This window comes from Rhizobium sp. K33 (assembly GCF_056501445.1).
The window spans coordinates 426,245-446,018 of record NZ_CP096478.1 but is presented as its reverse complement, the minus strand read 5'-3'; the positions used below and the strand labels follow the sequence as shown (position 1 = coordinate 446,018).

At 62.2% G+C, this 19,774-nt stretch carries 19 protein-coding genes; 5 read left to right on the top strand and 14 right to left on the bottom strand.

Annotation, left to right across the window (positions count from 1 at the left end; all coding sequences use genetic code 11):
* Positions 1–90 precede the first annotated feature (90 nt).
* The 5 genes from M1E12_RS02045 to M1E12_RS02025 all read right to left on the bottom strand — a co-directional run bounded on the left by M1E12_RS02045 (position 91) and on the right by M1E12_RS02025 (position 2,716).
* Positions 91–570 (bottom strand): F0F1 ATP synthase subunit B, encoded by a 480-nt coding sequence (locus M1E12_RS02045; RefSeq protein ID WP_136542264.1) that lies wholly within the window; start codon positions 568–570, stop codon positions 91–93.
* 5 nt (positions 571–575) lie between these two features.
* A complete protein-coding gene (locus tag M1E12_RS02040) occupies positions 576–1,166 on the bottom strand; it encodes a F0F1 ATP synthase subunit B (RefSeq protein WP_113462017.1) in 591 nt (196 codons plus the stop codon).
* 81 nt (positions 1,167–1,247) lie between these two features.
* Positions 1,248–1,475 carry a F0F1 ATP synthase subunit C gene (locus tag M1E12_RS02035; protein ID WP_006726635.1) on the bottom strand — a complete coding sequence of 76 codons (228 nt, stop codon included), beginning with the start codon at positions 1,473–1,475 and terminating at the stop codon, positions 1,248–1,250.
* A gap of 72 nt (positions 1,476–1,547) precedes the next feature.
* Complete coding sequence (locus M1E12_RS02030; RefSeq protein ID WP_113462101.1) at positions 1,548–2,297, bottom strand: F0F1 ATP synthase subunit A; 750 nt, start codon at positions 2,295–2,297, stop codon at positions 1,548–1,550.
* Positions 2,298–2,353: 56 nt separating this feature from the next.
* Positions 2,354–2,716, bottom strand: coding sequence for an AtpZ/AtpI family protein (locus M1E12_RS02025; RefSeq protein WP_113462018.1), 363 nt, complete (start codon positions 2,714–2,716; stop codon positions 2,354–2,356).
* 382 nt (positions 2,717–3,098) lie between these two features.
* Here M1E12_RS02025 and M1E12_RS02020 point away from each other — a divergent pair, with 382 nt between their 5' ends.
* Complete coding sequence (locus M1E12_RS02020; protein ID WP_479563568.1) at positions 3,099–3,293, top strand: hypothetical protein; 195 nt, start codon at positions 3,099–3,101, stop codon at positions 3,291–3,293.
* 5 nt (positions 3,294–3,298) lie between these two features.
* On the opposite strand, the gene M1E12_RS02015 is transcribed toward M1E12_RS02020, so the two are convergent.
* From M1E12_RS02015 to M1E12_RS01995, 5 genes are all read right to left on the bottom strand, one after another.
* Entirely contained in the window at positions 3,299–4,474 is a 1,176-nt protein-coding gene (locus M1E12_RS02015) for a cell wall hydrolase (RefSeq protein ID WP_479563567.1), read from the bottom strand.
* A 183-nt stretch (positions 4,475–4,657) separates the two neighbouring features.
* A complete protein-coding gene (locus M1E12_RS02010; RefSeq protein ID WP_479563566.1) occupies positions 4,658–6,559 on the bottom strand; it encodes a potassium transporter Kup in 1,902 nt (633 codons plus the stop codon).
* 15 nt (positions 6,560–6,574) lie between these two features.
* A complete protein-coding gene (locus M1E12_RS02005) occupies positions 6,575–7,552 on the bottom strand; it encodes a magnesium transporter CorA family protein (protein WP_479564799.1) in 978 nt (325 codons plus the stop codon).
* 177 nt (positions 7,553–7,729) lie between these two features.
* Positions 7,730–8,905, bottom strand: coding sequence for an iron-sulfur cluster carrier protein ApbC (apbC, locus tag M1E12_RS02000; RefSeq protein WP_479563565.1), 1,176 nt, complete (start codon positions 8,903–8,905; stop codon positions 7,730–7,732).
* Between the two features lie 344 nt (positions 8,906–9,249).
* Entirely contained in the window at positions 9,250–9,987 is a 738-nt protein-coding gene (locus tag M1E12_RS01995) for a helix-turn-helix transcriptional regulator (protein WP_113462022.1), read from the bottom strand.
* Positions 9,988–10,389: 402 nt separating this feature from the next.
* Between M1E12_RS01995 and M1E12_RS01990 the strand changes: the two genes are divergently transcribed.
* Together M1E12_RS01990 and M1E12_RS01985 are read left to right on the top strand one after the other, a co-directional pair.
* On the top strand, positions 10,390–11,226 hold the full coding sequence (locus M1E12_RS01990) for an SMP-30/gluconolactonase/LRE family protein (RefSeq protein ID WP_479564798.1): 837 nt from the start codon (positions 10,390–10,392) through the stop codon (positions 11,224–11,226).
* A 216-nt stretch (positions 11,227–11,442) separates the two neighbouring features.
* Entirely contained in the window at positions 11,443–12,162 is a 720-nt protein-coding gene (locus tag M1E12_RS01985) for a PRC-barrel domain-containing protein (protein WP_479563564.1), read from the top strand.
* Positions 12,163–12,243: 81 nt separating this feature from the next.
* Here M1E12_RS01985 and M1E12_RS01980 read toward each other — a convergent pair whose 3' ends face one another.
* Together M1E12_RS01980 and M1E12_RS01975 are read right to left on the bottom strand one after the other, a co-directional pair.
* Positions 12,244–13,605 carry a putative bifunctional diguanylate cyclase/phosphodiesterase gene (locus M1E12_RS01980; protein ID WP_479563563.1) on the bottom strand — a complete coding sequence of 454 codons (1,362 nt, stop codon included), beginning with the start codon at positions 13,603–13,605 and terminating at the stop codon, positions 12,244–12,246.
* Positions 13,606–13,720: 115 nt separating this feature from the next.
* Positions 13,721–15,454, bottom strand: a complete 1,734-nt coding sequence (locus tag M1E12_RS01975; protein WP_479563562.1) for a response regulator — start codon at positions 15,452–15,454, stop codon at positions 13,721–13,723.
* A 276-nt stretch (positions 15,455–15,730) separates the two neighbouring features.
* Here M1E12_RS01975 and mutL point away from each other — a divergent pair, with 276 nt between their 5' ends.
* Both mutL and M1E12_RS01965 read left to right on the top strand, forming a co-directional pair.
* Positions 15,731–17,581 carry a DNA mismatch repair endonuclease MutL gene (gene mutL / locus M1E12_RS01970; RefSeq protein WP_479563561.1) on the top strand — a complete coding sequence of 617 codons (1,851 nt, stop codon included), beginning with the start codon at positions 15,731–15,733 and terminating at the stop codon, positions 17,579–17,581.
* Positions 17,582–17,675: 94 nt separating this feature from the next.
* Positions 17,676–17,906 carry a DUF2093 domain-containing protein gene (locus M1E12_RS01965; RefSeq protein WP_162548179.1) on the top strand — a complete coding sequence of 77 codons (231 nt, stop codon included), beginning with the start codon at positions 17,676–17,678 and terminating at the stop codon, positions 17,904–17,906.
* On the opposite strand, the gene lpxK is transcribed toward M1E12_RS01965, so the two are convergent.
* Positions 17,907–18,941, bottom strand: coding sequence for a tetraacyldisaccharide 4'-kinase (gene lpxK, locus M1E12_RS01960; protein ID WP_479563560.1), 1,035 nt, complete (start codon positions 18,939–18,941; stop codon positions 17,907–17,909).
* A gap of 112 nt (positions 18,942–19,053) precedes the next feature.
* A complete protein-coding gene (locus M1E12_RS01955) occupies positions 19,054–19,761 on the bottom strand; it encodes an HAD family hydrolase (RefSeq protein WP_479563559.1) in 708 nt (235 codons plus the stop codon).
* Between the last annotated feature and the right edge of the window lie 13 nt (positions 19,762–19,774).

Sequence of the window (19,774 nt, the reverse complement as noted above, 5' to 3'; positions counted from 1 at the left end):
GGCTGCGGCACGGTCACCGCACAAAAGGAAACGCCCCGATCGGCGAACCAATCGGGGCGTCATTCATAACTTTCCAGAGGCTGTCTGAAATCAGTTGAGGCGCGACTTCACTTCGCCAACGGAGGCCTTGAACAGCGACTGCTGAACACTTTCGTCGGCCTTCTTGGCCAGAACCTTTTCGGCAGCAGCCACAGCAAGGTCGACGGCGGCGGCGCGAACGGCGTTCACAGCTTCGGTCTCGGCCTGCTTGATCTTCTGCTCGGACAAGGCGTTGCGGCGGGCAACGAATTCCTCGGTCTTCTGCTTGGCTTCAGCCGTCAGGGCTGCTGCTTCGCGTTCGGCAGCAGCAACGATGGCTGCAGCCTCGGCTTCGGCTTCCTTGCGCTTGCGCTGGTATTCGGCCAGCAGGTGCTGTGCCTCTTCACGCAGGCGCTTGGCTTCGGCGAGTTCGTCGCGGATCTTGTCCGCGCGCTCGTCGAGAGCCTTGGCCATCATGCCGGGAACCTTGAGGTAGGCAATCAGGACGAAGAAGAGAACGAGCGCAACGAGTGCCCAGAATGTAGCGTCCATGGTGCTCAGGCTCCCTGCTTGGCGATGCCGGAGACGGCAGCCTTGATGTCAGCCGCGGTCGACTTGGTGCCGATGAGTTCTTCGACAATCGTGCCGACGGTGTCGATCGCGATGGTATCGACTTCGGCGAAGGCGCGAGCCTTGATGTCGGCAATGCGGCTTTCGGCGGCAGCGATCTTGGCGGACAGTTCCGCTTCGATGGCGGCGCGTTCAGCATCGGCCTTGGCCTTGGCTTCGTCGCGGGCAGCGGAAGCGATCTGGCCGGCTTTCGCCTTGGCCGCGGTCAGCTCGCGCTCGTAGGTTTCGATGGCGGCATCGGCCTCCGACTTCAGACGAGCAGCCTCGTCGAGATCCTGGGCAATGCGGTCGTGGCGGTTTTCGAGGATACCGCCGACGCGGGGCACGATGACCTTCTGCATGAGCATGTAGAACACGCCGAACGTGATCACCAGCCACAGAAGCTGCGACGGATAGGTCGAGAAATCGAACGGCGGGAACACGCCGCCGCCATGAGCCTCGTCGTGGGCCACGCCGGTCTCGGTGTGAAGCTGGCCTTCTGCCGGGGTTTCCTGGGCAAAGGCGGGGGTCACAAACATGCTCACCTCCAGGTGTATGCTCAAATGCGCGAGATCACGGCTGCCTTGTTGGCGCGCCGTGATCCCAAACTCCAGCCGTTATTAGACGGCGAACAGGAGAAGGAGAGCGATGAGCAGCGAGAAGATGCCCAGAGCTTCCGTAACGGCGAAGCCGAATACCAGACGGCCGAACTGGCTGTCGGCAGCCGACGGGTTGCGCAGAGCGCCCGTCAGGTAGTCACCGAAGATACGGCCGAGAGCGAGGGAGGTACCAGCCATGCCGAGGCATGCGAGACCCGCGCCGATGTACTTTGCTGCTTCCGCTTCCATATGGATACTCCTTCGAATGGGTTGTTGCGGCTGTTTTTGACACCCGGGTGGCCGGGGCCAGCGACTTTATTCTCAGTGACCACCATGCACGGCGTCGTTCAGGTACATGCAAGTCAGTACCGCGAAGACGTAGGCCTGCAGGAAGGCAACGAGAAATTCGAGAGCGGTCATGGCGACCGTCATGATGAGGGGCAGGATCGAACCCGCAACGCCAACGGCACCGGCAGCGCTCATGGACACGACGAAGCCCGCGAAGACCTTGAGCGTGATGTGACCGGCCAGCATGTTGGCGAAGAGACGGACGGAAAGGCTGATCGGGCGGGACAGGAAGGACACGACCTCAATCGCGGATACGAGCGGCAGAAGCGCGCCCGGCACGCCCGAAGGCGCGAAGATCGAGAGGAAGTGCAGACCGTGCTTATAGAAGCCGTAGATCAGAACCGTCAGAATGACGAAGAGGGCCAGAGCAAAGGTGACGATGATCTGGCTGGTGATCGTGAAGAAGTAGGGGAACATGCCGAGCAGGTTTGCGGTCAGCACGAACATGAACAGCGAGAAGACCATCGGGAAGAAATGCATGCCCTTGGCGCCCGCGCCTTCACGCAGCATCGAGGCGATGAACTCGTAAGCCATTTCGGCGACCGACTGCATGCGGGTCGGGATCAGGCCGCGGTTCGAGGTCGAGAAATATAGGAAGCTCGAAGCAGCGGCCACGGTCGCAACCATGAACAGCGAGGCATTGGTGAACGAGAAATCAATTCCGCCGATTTCGATCGGGACAATCTTCTGGACCAGGAACTGATGCGTAGGATCGTTTGCCACGTTCTGCTCTTTCGCTTTCGCCGCCGAAGCGGACAATTCTCATTCGGGCTGGCGCGTCAGCGACCGTCGCCCTTGTCTTTGAATTCCATCCTGCGATCGGCCGGATGCGGCGAGGCCACAATCCCGACGACGCGCATGACGTTCAACACGCCGGCACAGAAGCCGATCAGAAGCAGGACAATCATGCCCCACGGCCCCGTACCCACAAAGTAGTCGAAAAGATAGCCCAGAAGTGCGCCAACGATGATCGCGGAGATGAATTCGCTCGAGATCTTCATCGCCATTCCGTAGCCCTTGCGGGTCTCGTCGGCGTTTCTCTCGGCGCGTTCCTCATCCCTGGCCTTGCCATCCCGCTCTGCGAGTTCGCTGGCCAGTCGTCTGCGGCGCTCTTCCAGATCTTCTTCCCGGTGGTCCGTCATGGCTCTCTCCGTCCGTTGCCTGTTTCAAGGGCCGTTCTTGCGCCCGATTTGAATGCAGAAACGGCGAGATAGAAAGCCTTCTGGCCCGCTTTGAAGTCGGGCGCACCATAATTTTGAGGCCCTGCATAGTCAAGGCATCAGGGCACCAAGTTTCACCACAAATTAACCCCGAAAAATCATAGACTTAAGTCCAATGTGAGGATTCATTGCAGATGACGGACGCCAAATCCGGTCAAATGGCCGCAAGGGGCGACCAGAATCTGCCACATTCACGTAGAAGTGCCGAGGATGTCATGGACTGGTCGCAACTGCGGCGGCGGTGAAGTTGCCATCCGCGCTCGAAGATTGAACGATCAGCTTCCTTTTTGCCCGAGACAGGCCCATGGCGCGCTTTTTACTGCGGATCCTGATCAGCATTGTCGTCGGCTGGATGGTCGGCGTGCAGTCGGCCCTTGCCTTCGGTCCTGAGGGCAACCTGACGCCGATGCTCTACATCTTCGTCACCGTGCCACTGACCTATGCCTGCTCATTCCTCGTCGTGCCGCTTTTGAGCGGCTGGCTCGACCGATTGCGATAGTCGGCTCAGCTCCAGCCGCCGCCATAGGTGCGGTAGAAGATATGTTTGCCGATCTTCTCGACGCGCTTCATCGTCGGGCCCCAGGCGGGCTTCACATAAGTGGCGTGATAATGCGTGGCCGAGCCGACATCCTTGAACCAGATCTTGCCGGCCGTCACCGCCATGGCAATGTCCTTGGCGATCTTCCAGTGACGCGGAGAGGTGATGATGTCCGGGATCCGGTCGCAGGCGAAGGAGAACTGGCAGCGATTGCGCCAGTCTTCGTTCTGATAGACCACACCGCAGATGGTGTCCGGATAATGCGGATTGCGGACGCGGTTGAGGATGACCTGGGCCACGGCGGCCTGGCCCTTCACCGATTCCCCGCGCGCCTCGAAGTAGATGCCTTCTGCCAGGCACTTCTGCTCCTTGTCCGAGAAGACGCCGGCCGGCAGTGGGGTCGCCGCCCAGGCATGATCCTTCGGGTCGATATCCGGGATGAAGCGGCCCTGATCCGGCTGCTTGTCGGTAAGAATGCTGTCGAAGGGCGAGACGCTGGCGTAATCCGGCGGTGGCGGCGCATAGGCGGTCGCCAGCACATCCGGTACGGGGTTGGTCACGAGATCGGCGATCATCGACGGGAGCGAGGGATCGACCGGCGGCTTCTCGCGCTTGAAATAGAAGCTCGCGAGCTCGACCGGCTTGGCCTTGTCCTCATCCGGGGCAAAGGCGGAGGGCGCCTTCAGGTGCGGGTCCATCAGCGAGCTCGTGCGCTGCAGGATCGAGCCGGCGGAAAAGGCGCGCGGCGGCAACATCGGCTCGACGGCGACCACCCTGCCCTTCTTCTGGTCGCGGGTCACGCGCATCTCGTCCGGCAAAGCATCGGCATCCGCCTTGCCGCCGTCAAAGGCGATGCGGCGACCATCGGGCAGGATCAGGCCTGCACCACCGGACAGGGCTTCCGACGCCTCCTCTTCCGAAAAGGCAAGTTTCGCCTCGTGGATGGAGCCGGCCGGTGCGTCCGTCATCACCATACGCCAATTGCTGGCACCGCGGTCGAGACCGGTGAGAAGGCCCGCCATGTCGGCCTGGGCGGCAACGGATGGGAAGATCAGCCAGGACGCGAGGCCGAAGACCAGGGGAGAGGTCCAGTTCTCCAGCCGGGAGAGGACCTTCTTCGAAGGACGAAACTTGGGACGCAAGGCCACACTCCAACTCATACTGACGCAGGTCCCGCGCTCCGGAACCCTACAGGATTACATTAGAGAAATATCTCTCGTTAACCTTGATGCTTGGTTAACGAGAGATCACAGCTTTGGGAGTGAAGGCAGGAAGTGGCACGAAGCTGCCGCATGTCTCGGCAGCCCTTTTGTGCGGCTTCGGGCTCAGATAATCACGTGCGAGCCGAGTTCGATGACGCGGTTTGCCGGCAGGCGGAAGTAATCCGAGGGATCGGCAGAGGCCTCGGCAAGCGCGATATAGAGGCGATCCTGCCAATGCGGCATGCCCATGCCGGGGCCGGCCACCAGCTTGCGGCGACCGAGATAGAAGGAGGTCGACATGATGTCGAACTTCAATCCGCCACGCCGCAGGCTCGCCAGCGTCTTGGAGACATTCTGCGTTTCCATGAAACCGAAGCGAAGCTCGACGCGCGAGAATCGGTCGGAGATTTCCTCGACCTCGAAACGATCCTGCTCGGCCACGCGCGGACGTCCGAGCGTGCGGATGGTCAGAATGATGTTGCGCTCGTGGATGACATGGTTGTGCTTGAGATTGTGCATCAGCGCCGCCGGTGCCCGGGTCGGGTCGCTGGTCAGGAAGATCGCCGTGCCGGCGACACAGGCCGGCCCGTGTTCGCCCTTCTTCTCGATCATGGCGATGAAATCTTCGAGCGGAATGTCGTCGCGGCGCGTCTTCTGGAAGATGATCGCCGAACCACGCCGCCAGGTCCACATGACAACGGTGAAGGCGGCGGCGAAGAGCACGGGGATGTAACCGCCGTCATGGATCTTGAGGAGATTGGCGCCGAGGAAGACCAGTTCGAGCAGAAGCAGCGGTGTTAGCACACCGACTGCAAGCGGCAGGCTCCAGTTCCATTTCTTGCGGATGAATTCGAAGGCCATGATCGTGGTCACCACCATGGCCCCGGTGACCGAGATGCCATAGGCGGTCGCCAACGCTTCGGAGCTTTCGAAGAGCAGGACCAGGGACAGAACGCCGATGAGCAGAAGCGTATTGACCGAGGGCAGATAGATCTGTCCGGTCTGGGTCTCCGAGGTGAAGAGGATCTGCATGCGCGGCAGGAAGCCGAGATGGATCGCCTGCCGGACCAGCGAGAAGGCGCCGGTGATGACGGCCTGGCTGGCAATGATTGTGGCGAAGGTCGCGAGGATGACGATCGGCAGAAGCGCCCAGGACGGGAACATCAGGAAGAAGGGATCGGATGCCGTGGAGGGATCTCGCAGAACCAGGGCGCCCTGCCCCAGATAGTTGAGGACCAGGGCCGGAAAGACCAGGGCGAACCAGGCGAGCTGGATCGGCTTGCGGCCGAAATGGCCGAGATCGGCATAGAGGGCTTCGGCACCCGTGACCGTCAGGAAGACGGCGCCGAGAACGACGATCCCGAGGAAGCCTTCGCGGATCAGGAAGCTTGCCGCATACCAGGGATTGAAGGCTGCGAAGATGCCGATGTCATCGAAGATATGGATGATGCCGCCGGCGGCCATCACCAGGAACCAGATTGCCGTGATCGGGCCGAAGAAGCGGGCGACCGCGCCGGTGCCCCGGGACTGGACGGCAAAAAGGCCGATCAGAATGGCGAGCGAAATGGGGACGATATAGTCGGACAGGTTGGGCGCGACGAGCTTCAGGCCTTCGACGGCAGAGAGCACCGAGAGCGCCGGGGTGATCATGGAATCGCCGAGAAAGAGGGCCGCGCCAATGAGGCCGAGCACCATCAGGATCGGCCCGTGGCCGTTCGCGCTCTTCGACAGGAGGGCGAGCAAGGACAGCGTGCCGCCCTCGCCGTCATTGTCGGCGCGCAGAAGAAAGAGGACGTATTTCAGGGTCACGATGATGGTCAGCGACCAGATCATCAGGGAGATGAGGCCGATGATCTCGACCCGGGTGATGCCATCGACACCGATCGGCTTCAGGGCCTCGCGAAAGGCGTAGAGCGGGCTCGTGCCGATGTCGCCATAGACAACGCCGACGGAGCCGAGTGCGAGAAGAAAAAGACTGCGTGCATCCTTCGGACCAGCCGCGTGCTGGTGATCGATCTGTTGCATGGGGTCACAGGCTCTTCAGAGCCAGCCTTTCCAACGGAAAAACAAGAAGGGGATGATGGCGGAGAGAAGCATGGCAAAAAGCGCCATGGGGTATCCGAAGTTCCATCCGAGTTCCGGCATGAATTTGAAGTTCATCCCGTAGATCGACGCGACGAGGGTCGGCGGCAGGAAGACCACCGAGGCGATCGAAAAGATCTTGATGATGGAATTCTGCTCGACATTGATCAGGCCGAGCGAGGCATCGAGCATGAAGGTGATGTTATTGGCGACGAAAGCCGCGTGCTCGCCAAGCGACTGGAGGTCGCGGGCAACGAGGCCAAGGAGTTCGGCGGCCTCTTCCTCCCGGCGCACCACCGGCTGCGACTGCAGGAAGATGACCAGGCGGGACAAGGAGACAAGGCTGTCACGCACCTTGCTCACCAGCTGATGATGGCTGGCGATATCGAGCAGCTTGTCTTCCAGGAAACGCGGCGGACGGCGCTTGGCCGCCTTGCGATTGACGAAGACGGTGATCGAGAGCGCGTCGAGGCGGGCGGCGAGCGTTTCCAGGATCTCGGCGGTGCGATCGACGATCGTCTCCAGGAGATGGCCGAGGAGCTTGGCGCCCGTGTCGCATTGGCCGTTCAGGCGCAGGAGGCTTGCACTGAAGAGCTCGAACGCCTTCGGCTCGGCGTAGCGGATGGTGATCAGCCGCCCGCGAAACAGAATGAAGGCGATGTCGGTCAGGAGCGGATAGGTCGAATCTGCCCGGTAGAGCAGCGACGCGGTCATGTAGATCGCCTCGTTCTCGACATAGAGGCGGCTCGAGGGTTCGATATCCTTGAGCTCATCCGGCGTCGGCAGCTGAATGCCGATCCGACCTTCCACGAAATGCTCTTCTTCGCGGCTCGGTTTGATCAGGTCGAGCCAGATGATGTCTTCGGAAAAATCGCCCGACGTCGGCTCGATGCCGATGTTCTCGGCACTTCCGTCTTTTCGATAGGCCCTTATCAAGGACTGGTCACCTTCATGGCTCGCCGCGCGATTGAAGTCGCGGACACAATCATAGACGCAGACTGAAAGCCAAAGCAATTGTTGCACTACAGCAATGCGTCATATGCACGCCTGCCATGTGCAGCCCGGGTCAAACGGACCCGAGCTTCAGCCCTGTTGGACCTAAAACGCGTTCTATCACTCGAAAACAATTGTCGGCGCCGCACGCCCTGCGCGGGCCTTGACCTGTTCCCAGACCTTCGCCGCGATGTCGCGATAGACCTTTGCCTGTGGGCCTTCCGGCTCACTCACCACCACCGGCGTTCCTGCATCGGAGGTCTCGCGGATGGACATGGTGAGCGGCACCTCGCCGAGGAAGGGCACGCCGATCGTCTCGGCTTCCGCCTTGGCGCCGCCATGGCCGAAGATGTCGTAACGATTGCCGGTGTCGGGCGCGATGAAATAGCTCATGTTCTCGACGATGCCGAGGACGGGCACCTCGACCTTGTTGAACATGTTCAAGCCCTTGCGCGCATCGATGAGGGCGAGATCCTGCGGGGTGGAGACGATCACGGCACCGGAGAGCGGGACCTGCTGCGCCATCGTGAGCTGGGCGTCGCCGGTGCCCGGCGGCATGTCGACGACCAGCACATCGAGATCGCCCCAGGCGACTTCGCGCAGCATCTGCATCAGCGCCGACTGGACCATCGGGCCGCGCCAGATCATGGCCGTGCCCTCATCGACCAGGAAGCCCATCGACATGACCTTGATGCCGTAGTTCTCCATCGGCACGATGATGCGGTTTTCGATCTGCTGCGGCCGCCCGGTGATGCCGAGAAGGCGCGGCATGGACGGACCGTAAACGTCGGCGTCCAGGATGCCGACGCGCAGGCCGTTTGCCTTCATGGCGAGCGCCAGGTTCACCGCCGTGGTGGACTTGCCGACGCCACCCTTGCCGGAGGCGACCGCAATGATGGCTTCGATGCCGGGCACCCCGGCTTTCGTCCGCTGTGTACCAGCTTGGGCCGCTGCCGGTGCGTGAGAATGCGGATGGGCGTGGGAATGGGAATGACCATGCGCGGGCGCTGCCGGTTGCGGCCGCGGCGGGGGCGCGGAGCCCTGCTTGCGCTCGGCCGTCAGACTGACCACCGCGCCCTTGACCCCAGGCAGTGCCTTGACCACGCGCTCTGCGGCCTGACGCAGCGGCTCCAGTTCCTGGGCGCGTTCGGCCGCCACATTGATCGAGAAGTACACCTTGGCATCGGAAATGAAGACATCAGACACCATGCCGAGATCGACGATGTTGCTTTCGAGATCCGGCCCGCGGATCCCCTTCATCGCCTCAATCACCAGGTCACGCGACAGTTCGGCCATTGCACTCTTCTTTCCGCTTACGTCTTACCGTTCAGCGAAATCAGATAATGGAGCCGAAGGCATTCGCCAACCGCAAATGCGGCGCGAGGGTGCGACCTTTGCGGCAGAGACAGACAAGCCGCCTGCGGAGAGCACCCCCCGCGGCGGCTTGTCAGGCTGCACCCGTTCACGGGTGTCGTGCAACGTCCCCTCTGGACTGTCCCTAGCAATGCAGGAAGCGTGCCAGACGCGAATGCGGCAGATATCGGTGAATTGGGGCGATTGCTCGGCTCTTGCGCTCAGCAGATGCCGGGAAAACAGGCGGCGCTGCTTTCAGCAGCACAAAAAAGCACCAGCGTTTACGCTTACTTGATCAAACCGAGGCGCAAGGCCTTCGCGACCGCCTGGGTGCGGTTGACCGCGTCCAGCTTCTTGGTGGCGCGGTTGAGATAGTGGTTGATCGTATGCTCCGACAGCGTCAGGATTTCCGCAATTTCCACGCTCGTCTTGCCCGCCGCCGTCCAGTTTAGGCAGTCAAGTTCGCGGTCGGTCAACATGTCGCTGTTGCGGCTGTCCATCTCGCGGATCTCGGCGAGACGGTTGAAGACATGCGCCGCGATGTAAGCGAGCTGTGTCATTTCCAGAGTGCTGAAGGGTTCGCGATCCCCGGCGAAGGAAACAGCGCCTCGGGCACCCGTCGCATCATGGACCGGGAAATAGGCGCCGCGGTTCATCCGGAACCGATGGAAGAGGGCCTTTGACACCTCGCCGGATTTCGGATCGCGCTGAATCGCGACGTCGTCGATGTCGAAAAGCAGTGGAATAGAGGCGCGGCGCAGATGCGCGAGAACGGGGCTCCCCGACAACAAGGCCCCCTGATCGAATTCGGTCAGCAGATCGGCCGGCCAGTTGGTGATGATCGAGCTGCTGCTCAGTTCCTGCGCGGTGGCACCCGGCATGTTGAGCACCATGAAGGCGCGGGCACCATAAAGCTCCGTCACGCGTTTCATGAAGCGAAAGACGTCGAACTGTGTCTTGAAGCTCTTGATGTCGCTGATCAGTCCGTCGAGACGTTCCGCAGTGGCCATGTCCTGGTTTGTCATCACACACCCATCCGGACCGGGGCACCGGCCGTGATCATCGAGGAGATTGTCCAAGACGTATACGTCAATTGCTACTTCACCTGCCATTGGCCAGGGATCGGATGGTCACGGCGAAACTCAAGCTCCAGCCAATCACTCCGAACCAGCACAAGACCGTTTCTTTCCGGTCCCGCAAAGAGAATGATGAGAAACACCCAAGGACGATACCAATTGCGAATCTGACCCTTGGGTTGCCGGAGCATAGACTTGTAAAGCGTCAAGGGTCCAGATACCCCATGAATTTTACCGTAAACCCCTGTCTGAGACGTTAGTCGAAGGGCAAGGTCGACGACCATATCGAAAAGGAGGACACGCGTGATCGCCACACAGAGCTTCAACGGCAGGACACTCACCGAAGAGCCCATGGAGCTGGGTGAAGGCCCCGCCTATGATCCGGGCTCCGGCGCACTCTTCTGGTTCGACATCCTCGGCAAGACCCTCTGCGAGCTCGACGTCGAGCGTGGCCAGCTGAAGAAGCACGCCCTGCCCTTCCTCGGCAGCGTGATCGCTGTAGTCGACGCGGGCCGTCAGATGATCGCGTCCGACCAGGGACTGTTTCTGCGCGACGGCGCGACCGGCAAGCTCTCTCCCTATGCGACGATCGAAGACAAGCCGGAGAACCGTTCCAATGACGGACGCATGCATACGAGCGGCGCCATGTGGATCGGCACGATGAGCCGCAAGGCAGAGACCGGCGCCGGAGCGATCTATCATGTCGCGGGCACCACCGTGACGAAAATCTTCGACGCAGTCAGCATCCCCAACGGCATCTGCTTCTCTCCGGATGGCAGCGTCGGCTATTTCAACGACTCGAAGGTCAACCACATGATGCGGGTGACGGTCGACCCGTCCACCGGACTGCCGACGGGCGCGCCCACGGTCTTGATCGATCAGTCCCAGCGCCAGGGCGTCATTGACGGATCGGTGGTCGATCTCGAGGGGACGATCTGGAACGCGAACTGGGATGGCGGCGCTATCGATCGCTACTCGCCCGAGGGCCAGCATATCGCACGCTACGCCGTGCCCGTTCGCCGGCCGACCTGCCCCGCCTTCTTTGGCGCCAACCTCGATCGCCTCGCCTTCACCTCCTGCTGGGAGGGGCTCAGCGATGCCGAGAGAGCAGAAGACAAGCTTGCCGGTGTCACCTTCGATCTCGGCATCAGCGTCAAGGGCAAGCCCGAACCGCGCTTCAAGCTCTAAGCTTTTGTTTCTGCTCTGGGGTTTGCTGGCCGCCGACCGGCCGCGCAAACCCTTTTGCGGGTTTTTTGTTCCTGTAGAAGCGTGAAAATAATCCGGGCATCGACGATGGAACGATAAGGACCGCTGGACATTTTCCTCACGAACCGACGCCGCCCACACTGCAAGCCAGCAAGCAGCGTCATTCGCAGACCATCTCAGAGGAAAGGTAGGTCCACCATGAACAAGTCCTTCAAGACGCTCGCCGCCGCCGTACTGCTCGGCTCGACCGCAATCGCTCCGCTCGCCATCGCTCAGGATGCGACGCCGGGTGCAACGACCACCCCGCCGGCTGCAACCGACGGCGCTGCAACGACTACGCCCGCTCCGGTCACGCCTGACGCTTCGACCGACGGCACCTCCGGCGCTATGGGCACGACTGCCGAAGCTCCTGCCGCCGCTGCAGGTTCCAGCACGTACCTGACCGAACAGGCCGAAAGCCAGATTTCCGTCAACGACTTCATGGGTCAGGCGATCTACACCGCCGACAACCAGTCGATCGGTGACATCAATGACCTGCTGGTCGAAAAGGATGGCGGCATCGTCGCAGCTATCGTCGGCGTCGGCGGCTTTCTCGGCATCGGCGAAAAGAACGTCGCTGTTCCGTTCGAAAACATCACGATCACCCGCGTCATGGATGACGACACGGCGATGACCAATGACGGCGCTGCCACCACCGACGGTACGGCTGCCACCGGCATGGGCACGACCGGTACCGCCGGCACCACGGCTGCAACCGACACCGACAAAACCCAGGTCGAGCAGGTTGCTGACGCTGAAGTTCGCCTGACGACGACTGAAACGGCCGAAAGCCTGCGCAACGCACCGGAATTCCGCACGCTGGAAGACCAGGCTGATGACGCGACCGACGGCACCACCACCTCGTCGACGGATAACTAATCCTGGAACGAGGGACGTGTTAAGGTCCTGACGGGCGGCGCTTCGGCGCCGCCTTTTCTTTTGCGTGGTGACTGGAATTCGTCAGGCCGAGGCGCGATCGACGAGCGCGAAATCGTGATGGTTTTCGGCGAGATAACGAAGCGTCGCAGCCGAATCCACCGGCTTGCCGAAATAATAGCCCTGCCCCATGCCGCAGCCGAGTTCCCTCAGCTTGCGCGCCTCGGCGTCGGTCTCGATGCCCTCGGCCACAACTTCGAGGTCGAGGCCTTCGCACATGCTGACGATCGCCTTGATGATGTGTTCCGACGTGCGATCCGTGGTGATCGCCGAGACGAAGGCGCGGTCGATCTTTACCTTGTCGAAGGCGAATTCGCGCAGGCGCCCGAGGCTCGACTGGCCTGTGCCGAAGTCGTCGAGCGAGATGCGGATGCCGGCATCCTTCAACTCCTTGATGATCCGACGCGCCGTATCGGCCGAGGACATGACGGCCGTCTCGGTAATTTCAAGTTCGAGGCGGCGTGGGTCAAAGCCGACGCTGTTGAGGATCGACAGCGTGTTGAACGAGGTCCTGAGGTCCATCAGCTGGACAGACGACAGGTTGAACGAGAGAAAGAGGTCGCGCGGCCAGGCAAGGGTCGCTTCCGCGGCCTTGCGCAACAGCGTTTCGGACAGCGTGTCGATGAAACCGCGTTCTTCTGCCAGCGGCACGAAGACGGCGGGGGAGACAAAGCCGAGGTCAGGATCGATCCAGCGGGCGAGTGCCTCGAAGCCGACGATGCGGTTGTCGCGCAGGCGGACGATCGGCTGAAAGTGAACGTCCACCGTGTCGTTGATGATGGCATTGCGCAGCGCCTGCTCGAGCTGCGTTGCCTGTTTCATTTCCTGCGCGATCTCGCGAGAGTAAACAGTGATCTGGCCGCGACCGCGACGCTTGGATCGGTAAAGCGCCGTTTCGGCGCTCTTCATCAATTCCTCGAAATCTTCGCCGGCAAACGGATAGACGGCAAAGCCGAGTGAGGCGGACAGGCGCACATTGCGGTCGCCGAGGTCGTAAGGGGCAGAGAGCACGTCCTTGATCAACTGTCCGGCGCGCTCCGCGCCCAGTCGTTCGAAGACCAGTGGCAGGACGATCGCGAACTCGTCGCCATCGTGGCGTGTGACGATTGCGCCATCCGGCACGCAGGCCTTAAGGCGATGCGCCACCTGGCAGAGGATCTCATCGCCCGAGGCTTGGCCGAAGAGATCGTTGATCGGCTTAAACCCGTCGAGATTGACGATGCCCACGGTGAAGGGTGCAGGGTCGGCTGCCCGGTCGGCGGCGAGTTGGCGCACCTTGTCGTTCAGCCTGTGGCGGTTGCCGAGGCCGGTCAAGCGATCGGTATAGCCTGTCGTCTTCTGGTCGCTCAGGCCTTGCGGCTCAGGCGGTCGTCCGGCGGGACCCATTCATGCTTCCTGGTACGGTTCCTTCCACGCGTGCCAGAATGGGTCTAAAACATTAAGATAATCATATCGATGCCGCATGAGAGCGCGGCCCGGCCTCCCCAAAAATCGGGGGATATCAGGCGGTCGAGGCGATCCGGGCGATCTCAGGGACCAGACGACGGATTGCCTGATCGATAACATCGGGGCTCAAGGGCTTGAGGATGACGTCGTCCATGCCCGAGGCGAAGCAGGCTTCGCGGTCGCGATCGAACGCCTGGGCGAGCACGCCGATGATCGGGGTCTGCGCGCCCAGCTCTTCCGGCAGTTGCCGGATGCGGCGCGCGGCCTCGAAACCATTGATACCGGGCAAGGTCACGTCCATCAGGATGATGGCCGGATTCAACTCGCTGCGCAGCCGAACGACGGTCTCACCATCGGCGCAGATCCGATAGGCGTAACCCAGTCCTTCGAGGATCTGCGAGAAGACGATCTGGTTGATCTCGTTGTCCTCGGCCACAAGCACGAGAGACGGCGACGACGGGGTTGCCGCGGCTGGGGGAGCGGCGACAAAGGACGCCGCTTCGATCGACGGCGAGAGCGGAATGTCTTCCGTGGTGATCTCCCAGTCATCCGCCGGGACAGGCGGCGCCTGGAGGGCCGTCAGGCGATCGAGAACGCTGAAGGCGAGATCGCCGGAAATATCGAAGGCCGGGATCGTGATATAGTCCACATCCACCGCCTGCAGCAGTTCCAAGCAGCGGCTGTCGAGGTCGGCGTCGACGATTGCAAGATCGATGCTCACGCCGACGGACCGGGCAACCGAGAGGAAGGCATCGAGTTCCGCCTCGTCACGGACACAGCAGCTGTCGAGCCCCAGCAACTGCATGATCTCGAGCGCCCTTGTCTCGAACTCGCGGTCGCCGGTGACGATCAGCGCCTTGCGTCCATTGAGGCGGCCGTCGTCCGTGCCGTAGGACGGTTCAGGTTCGCGAGGCTCCACGATCTGCGGCTCGTGCGGTGCGGCGAAATCGGCAGCACCACCCACTTCGCCGAAGCTCGATACCACCAGATAGCGGCCCGGCTTTCCAACACGCTGGACATGGACCAGGATCGGCCGCGGCGGGTCCCCGTAGAGACGCATCGGCAAGGTCAGGGAAGACGTGACGCCGGTCTCGAGCACTTGACGGGACGCAGTCGCGAGCCTTTCGGCGACCTGGGCCTCGAAGAGCGTCGTGATCGTGCTGCCAAGGGCGTTGTCCGCGCCGACGGAGATTGCCGAGCAGAACACCTTGTTGACGGCGACAAGCTGAAGATTGCGGTCCTGCACGAAGACCGGATGGGCGAGATTGTCGAGGATCTCTTCCGTCAGCTGCACGCGCTCTACGTCGGCGCGCCACTGTTCGTCCCGGCGCTTCTGCTCGGTGATGTCGCTCATCACGCAGAAGCCGAAGCCGGACGAGAGCCGGCGCTTGGAGAAGCGGGTCCAACGCTTGTCGTTGTCGCAGGACTGGATTTCGTGCCGCTCTTTCCAGTGGGCGGCAATCTGGCGGGTGAGCCATTCCTCGCGGCTCAGCGAGGCGCTGTCGGACTGGCCGCTCGCGGCATGGCGCAGGCCAAGATCGTAAGCGGCGCCGAGGATGTCTCTCAGGCGCGTGCCGGGCTCGAAGAAGGAGGCCGGCAGGGGCAGAAACTGGCGGGCGCTGCGGCTTGCAAAGATCAGGTGGTCGTTGCGGTCATAGATGATGAAGCCCGAGGAGAAAGCTTCAGACACGGCATCCAGCAGGGCAGCATCGAGCCCGACTTCGGCCGACGGATTGTCGTGCCCCTGCCGTCTCTTGTCCTGGTCGGGGGCCGGTGGAAACTCGCTCACACTGCTGCCTCTCGGAATCTCACCGCCTTGCACGGCAAGAATTAGGGGGCTGATGCCATCATGGAGACATGCCGGAGCGCATTTCAGACGGTGAAATCTCAGAGGAACACCCGGCCTATATCCTCAAATCACCGTCAGCAGGCTTGCTGATGGAACATTGCAAGCCATTGTTCAAACTAGAGACATTCCGTTAAGGGCCACTTAATGATGGGCATGAAGGTACCCGCCTTACGATTTCGCCTTTCGTCCAAGCTCCGAATCCGGGAAAATGGCGACATGATCATCAAGCAGCTTTCCGAAACGCTCATCAACCAGATCGCCGCGGGCGAGGTCATCGAACGACCGGCCAGCGCGGCGAAGGAATTGATCGAGAACGCGATCGACGCGGGCGCCACGCGCATCGAAGTGGCGACCGCCGGTGGCGGCAAGACGCTTTTGCGCGTCATCGACAATGGCTGCGGCATGGGACCGGAGGATCTGGCGCTCGCCATCCGCCGGCATTGCACATCGAAGCTCAACGAGACGCTGTTCGACATCCGGTCGCTGGGCTTTCGCGGCGAGGCCCTGCCCTCGATCGGTTCGGTCGCCAAGCTGACGATTACCAGCCGCCCGCCGGGCGCAGACAGTGGTTCTGAGATCGCCGTGGTCGGCGGCAAGGTCGGCGATGTCAGGCCTGCTGCCGCCAATCCGGGCACCACGGTCGAGGTGCGCGACCTGTTCTTCGCCACGCCGGCCCGGCTGAAATTCATGAAGACGGAAAAGGCGGAAGCAGGCGCGATCACCGAGATCGTCAAGCGCATGGCGATCGCCTTTCCGGCCATCCGCTTCGTGCTCTCGGGCACCGACCGCTCGACGCTCGAATTTCCCGGCACCGGCGACGACCATCTCGCGCGCATCGCCCAGGTGCTGGGCGCCGATTTCAAGGACAATGCCATCGAGCTCGACGCCGAGCGCGAGGATGTGCGGCTGACAGGCTTTGCCGGCGTGCCGACCTTCAACAGGGGCAATTCTGCCCATCAATACGCCTTCGTCAACGGCCGTCCCGTGCAGGACAAACAGATCCTGTCGGCGATCCGGGGTGCCTATGCCGAGACGATCCCGCAGGGGCGTTATCCCGTCGCCGTGTTGTCACTGACACTCGACCCGGCGCTGGTCGACGTCAACGTGCATCCGGCGAAATCGGATGTCCGCTTCCGGGATCCGGCCCTGGTGCGCGGGCTGATCGTCGGTGCCATCCGGCAATCCCTTCAACGGGAGGGCGACCGGGCGGCAACGACCGGCGCCGGCGGCATGCTGCGTGCGTTTCGTCCCGGGTTTTCACCGCAGCCGACACAGGCCTGGTCGTCGGCGAATTCCCCGTCCCGTCCCCTTTACGGAGCCACGCCGAGCTTCGGCGGTGGCTTGGCGGCAGCCGCAGTGTCGGCTCCCCGCGGCTTTGGCGAGACGGTGCAGGCGGCCTTCGACAGCCTCTCCGTCCCGACCGCCCGCAGCGAGACCACGCCGCCCTCGCCCGCGGTCCAAAGCGCGACCGTCGAAGCGATCTCGAGTTACCCGCTTGGTGCTGCGCGGGCGCAGGTGCATGAGAATTACATCGTGGCGCAGACGGAGGATGGTCTCGTCATCGTCGACCAGCATGCCGCGCATGAGCGCCTGGTATTCGAGCAGATGCGAAAGGCGCTCACAGGTCGGAGGCTCCCGTCGCAGGGGCTGCTCATCCCCGAGATCGTCGACCTGCCGGAAGAGGATTGCGATCGGCTGATGACCCATGCGGAAAGCCTGGAGCAGCTTGGGCTTGCAATCGAGCGCTTCGGACCGGGGGCGATTGCGGTGCGCGAGACACCCGCGATGCTCGGCGAAATGGATGCGACGCAGCTCGTGCGCGATCTCGCCGACGAGATTGCCGAATGGGATACGGCCGACAGGCTGTCCGCGAAGCTCGAACATGTCGCCGCCACCATGGCCTGCCATGGCTCCGTGCGTTCGGGCCGGCGGCTCAGGGTCGAGGAAATGAATGCGCTGCTTCGGCAGATGGAGCAGACGCCGGGTTCGGGCCAGTGCAATCATGGCCGGCCGACCTATGTGGAACTGAAGCTCTCCGATATCGAACGGCTGTTCGGGCGCAGTTGAGCGCTCGCTTGGCGGGTTTTCAAATGAGCCATCTTTCATTCGCCGGGAGGGCGCTGTATTGCAGGTCCGTGACACCCGGCGCAGGAGAAGAGTGATGAACCGTTTCGAAGGCGGCGGAAACCGCGAAGCCAAGATCCGCTATCTCGATGCCGATTTCCAGATCCTGACGCCCGGGACCTTCGTCACCTGTGCGATCACCGGGCGGCCCGTCATGGTCGACGAGCTCAAATACTGGAGCGTCGCGCGCCAGGAAGCCTATGTCGATGCCGCCGCTTCGCTGGAAGCCGAAAAGCGTGCAGGCGCTCTGCCCAACCAGCGCCGCTGATCAGGCCTTCGCGGCCAGACGCCGCAGGCGGCAGGCTTCGATGGCGCGATCGATGATCAGGTCCGGCGCCTTGGGGTCATCGAAGACCATGTCGACATCCACCACTTTCGATTTTTCCTGAAGCTCGGCTGCGCGACCATGGCCGCCGGCAAGGCGGACGCTGTCCTTGGCCGTGGTCACGAGTTGCAAGCCTTGCTTCTCAGCCCGTGCCAGCAGATCCGATATCTCGTCATCGGCCAGATGATGGTGATCGGGGAAATCCTGGCGGTCGGCAATTACGGCGCCAAGCTCTTCCAGGGTGCGGTAGAACTTTCTCGGGTCGGCGATGCCTGCGTAAGCCAGCACCGACCGACCGGAGAGATCTCCGCCGGACTGAGGCATGACGTCTGCGACCAGAACCGGTTTGCCGCTGCGGGAGGCCTGGCGGACGAACTGGTCCGCGGCATCTCCCTTGCCCACCTTCAGGATCGCATCCAGATGGCGCATCTGAACCGGGATCGGCGCGCGGACCGGCCCTGAAGGCACGACCCAGCCATTGCCGATGCCTCGCATGCTGTCGATCACGATCAGGGCGTAGTCGACATGGAGCCGGGCGCTCTGAAACCCATCGTCCATGATGATCAGGTCCGCGCCTTCGGCGACCAGCTTTTCCGCACCGGCCACGCGGCGGCGGGAAATCACGGTCAGTGCCTCGCGGGCGAGCAGAAGCGGTTCGTCGCCTACAGCCGTCGAACGATGATGATGCGGATCAACGACAGTGGTGACGTCGAGCGAGCCGCCATAACCACGGCTCAGAAAACCGGGGGTGAGCCCCCTCGCCTTCGCGGCACGCGCGATCGCGATGGCCGTCGGCGTCTTGCCCGCACCGCCGACGGTGAAATTACCGACGCAGATTACCGGCACAGGCAGAGGATGCCGGCGGCGGTGCTGCAGGATGGCACCGGAGATGCGGCCATAGACGAAGGAGAGCGGATAAAGGCAGATCGCCTGCCAACCGGTCTTGGTCCACCAGAAAGGCGGTGCCTCGGATACCATTCTCGTCCCTGTCCTGACCCCGGCGCCCCTCTGACGCCGTCCTGTGGGCGCAACAAGAACCATTGCAACGCAGAATGGTCAAGCGCGGCCGTGCCGAAATGGCACGCCTTGGTCAGGCGAGGACAGCTTCCAGCTCGGTGATGTCAGCGAGGACCATGTCGGAATGCAGCGTCAGCGTCTCGCGCGAGCCGGTTCCGGAGAGGACACCGATCTTCAGACCCGCACCGGCATTCCTGCCCATGTGAAGGTCATGATTGTTGTCGCCGACGACGGCCACTTCTGCCGGGGCAAGACCCGTCGCCTTGCAGAAGCCGAGAACCATGCCGGCCTCCGGCTTGCTGCCATGGCCGCTGTCATAGCCCGCAATGAAATCGATATAGGGCAGGATGCCGAAACGCTCAGCCGCCACCTTGATCGAGCGTTCATTGTCACTGGAGGCAATGCCGAGGCGCAGGCCCTTGCCATGCAGGCGGGCAAACAGAGGCTCAAGTTCGGTGACCGGCACTGAGAACTCCGCAGCCTTGGCGAAGCAGTCGTCGATCTTCGGCACCAGCGCTTCGACCATGAAGGGCGAGCCAGCATTGATCATGCCTTCGGCGATCTCGAGCGTGTTGCCGGCCGCAAACAGGCTGTCGGGCACGATCGCGCCGCTCGCGGGATCCATGCCGCAGACGAGGAGCAGGCGATCGGCGAGTGCCTGGTCACCATCGGCGGCCATCAGCGCGACCTCGCGATTGACCGGTCCCCAGCTGGCATCGAAGTCGAGCAGCGTCCCGTCCTTATCGAACAGGATGCCGGCGATCTTGGACTTCTGCTGCATGAAACAATTCCTG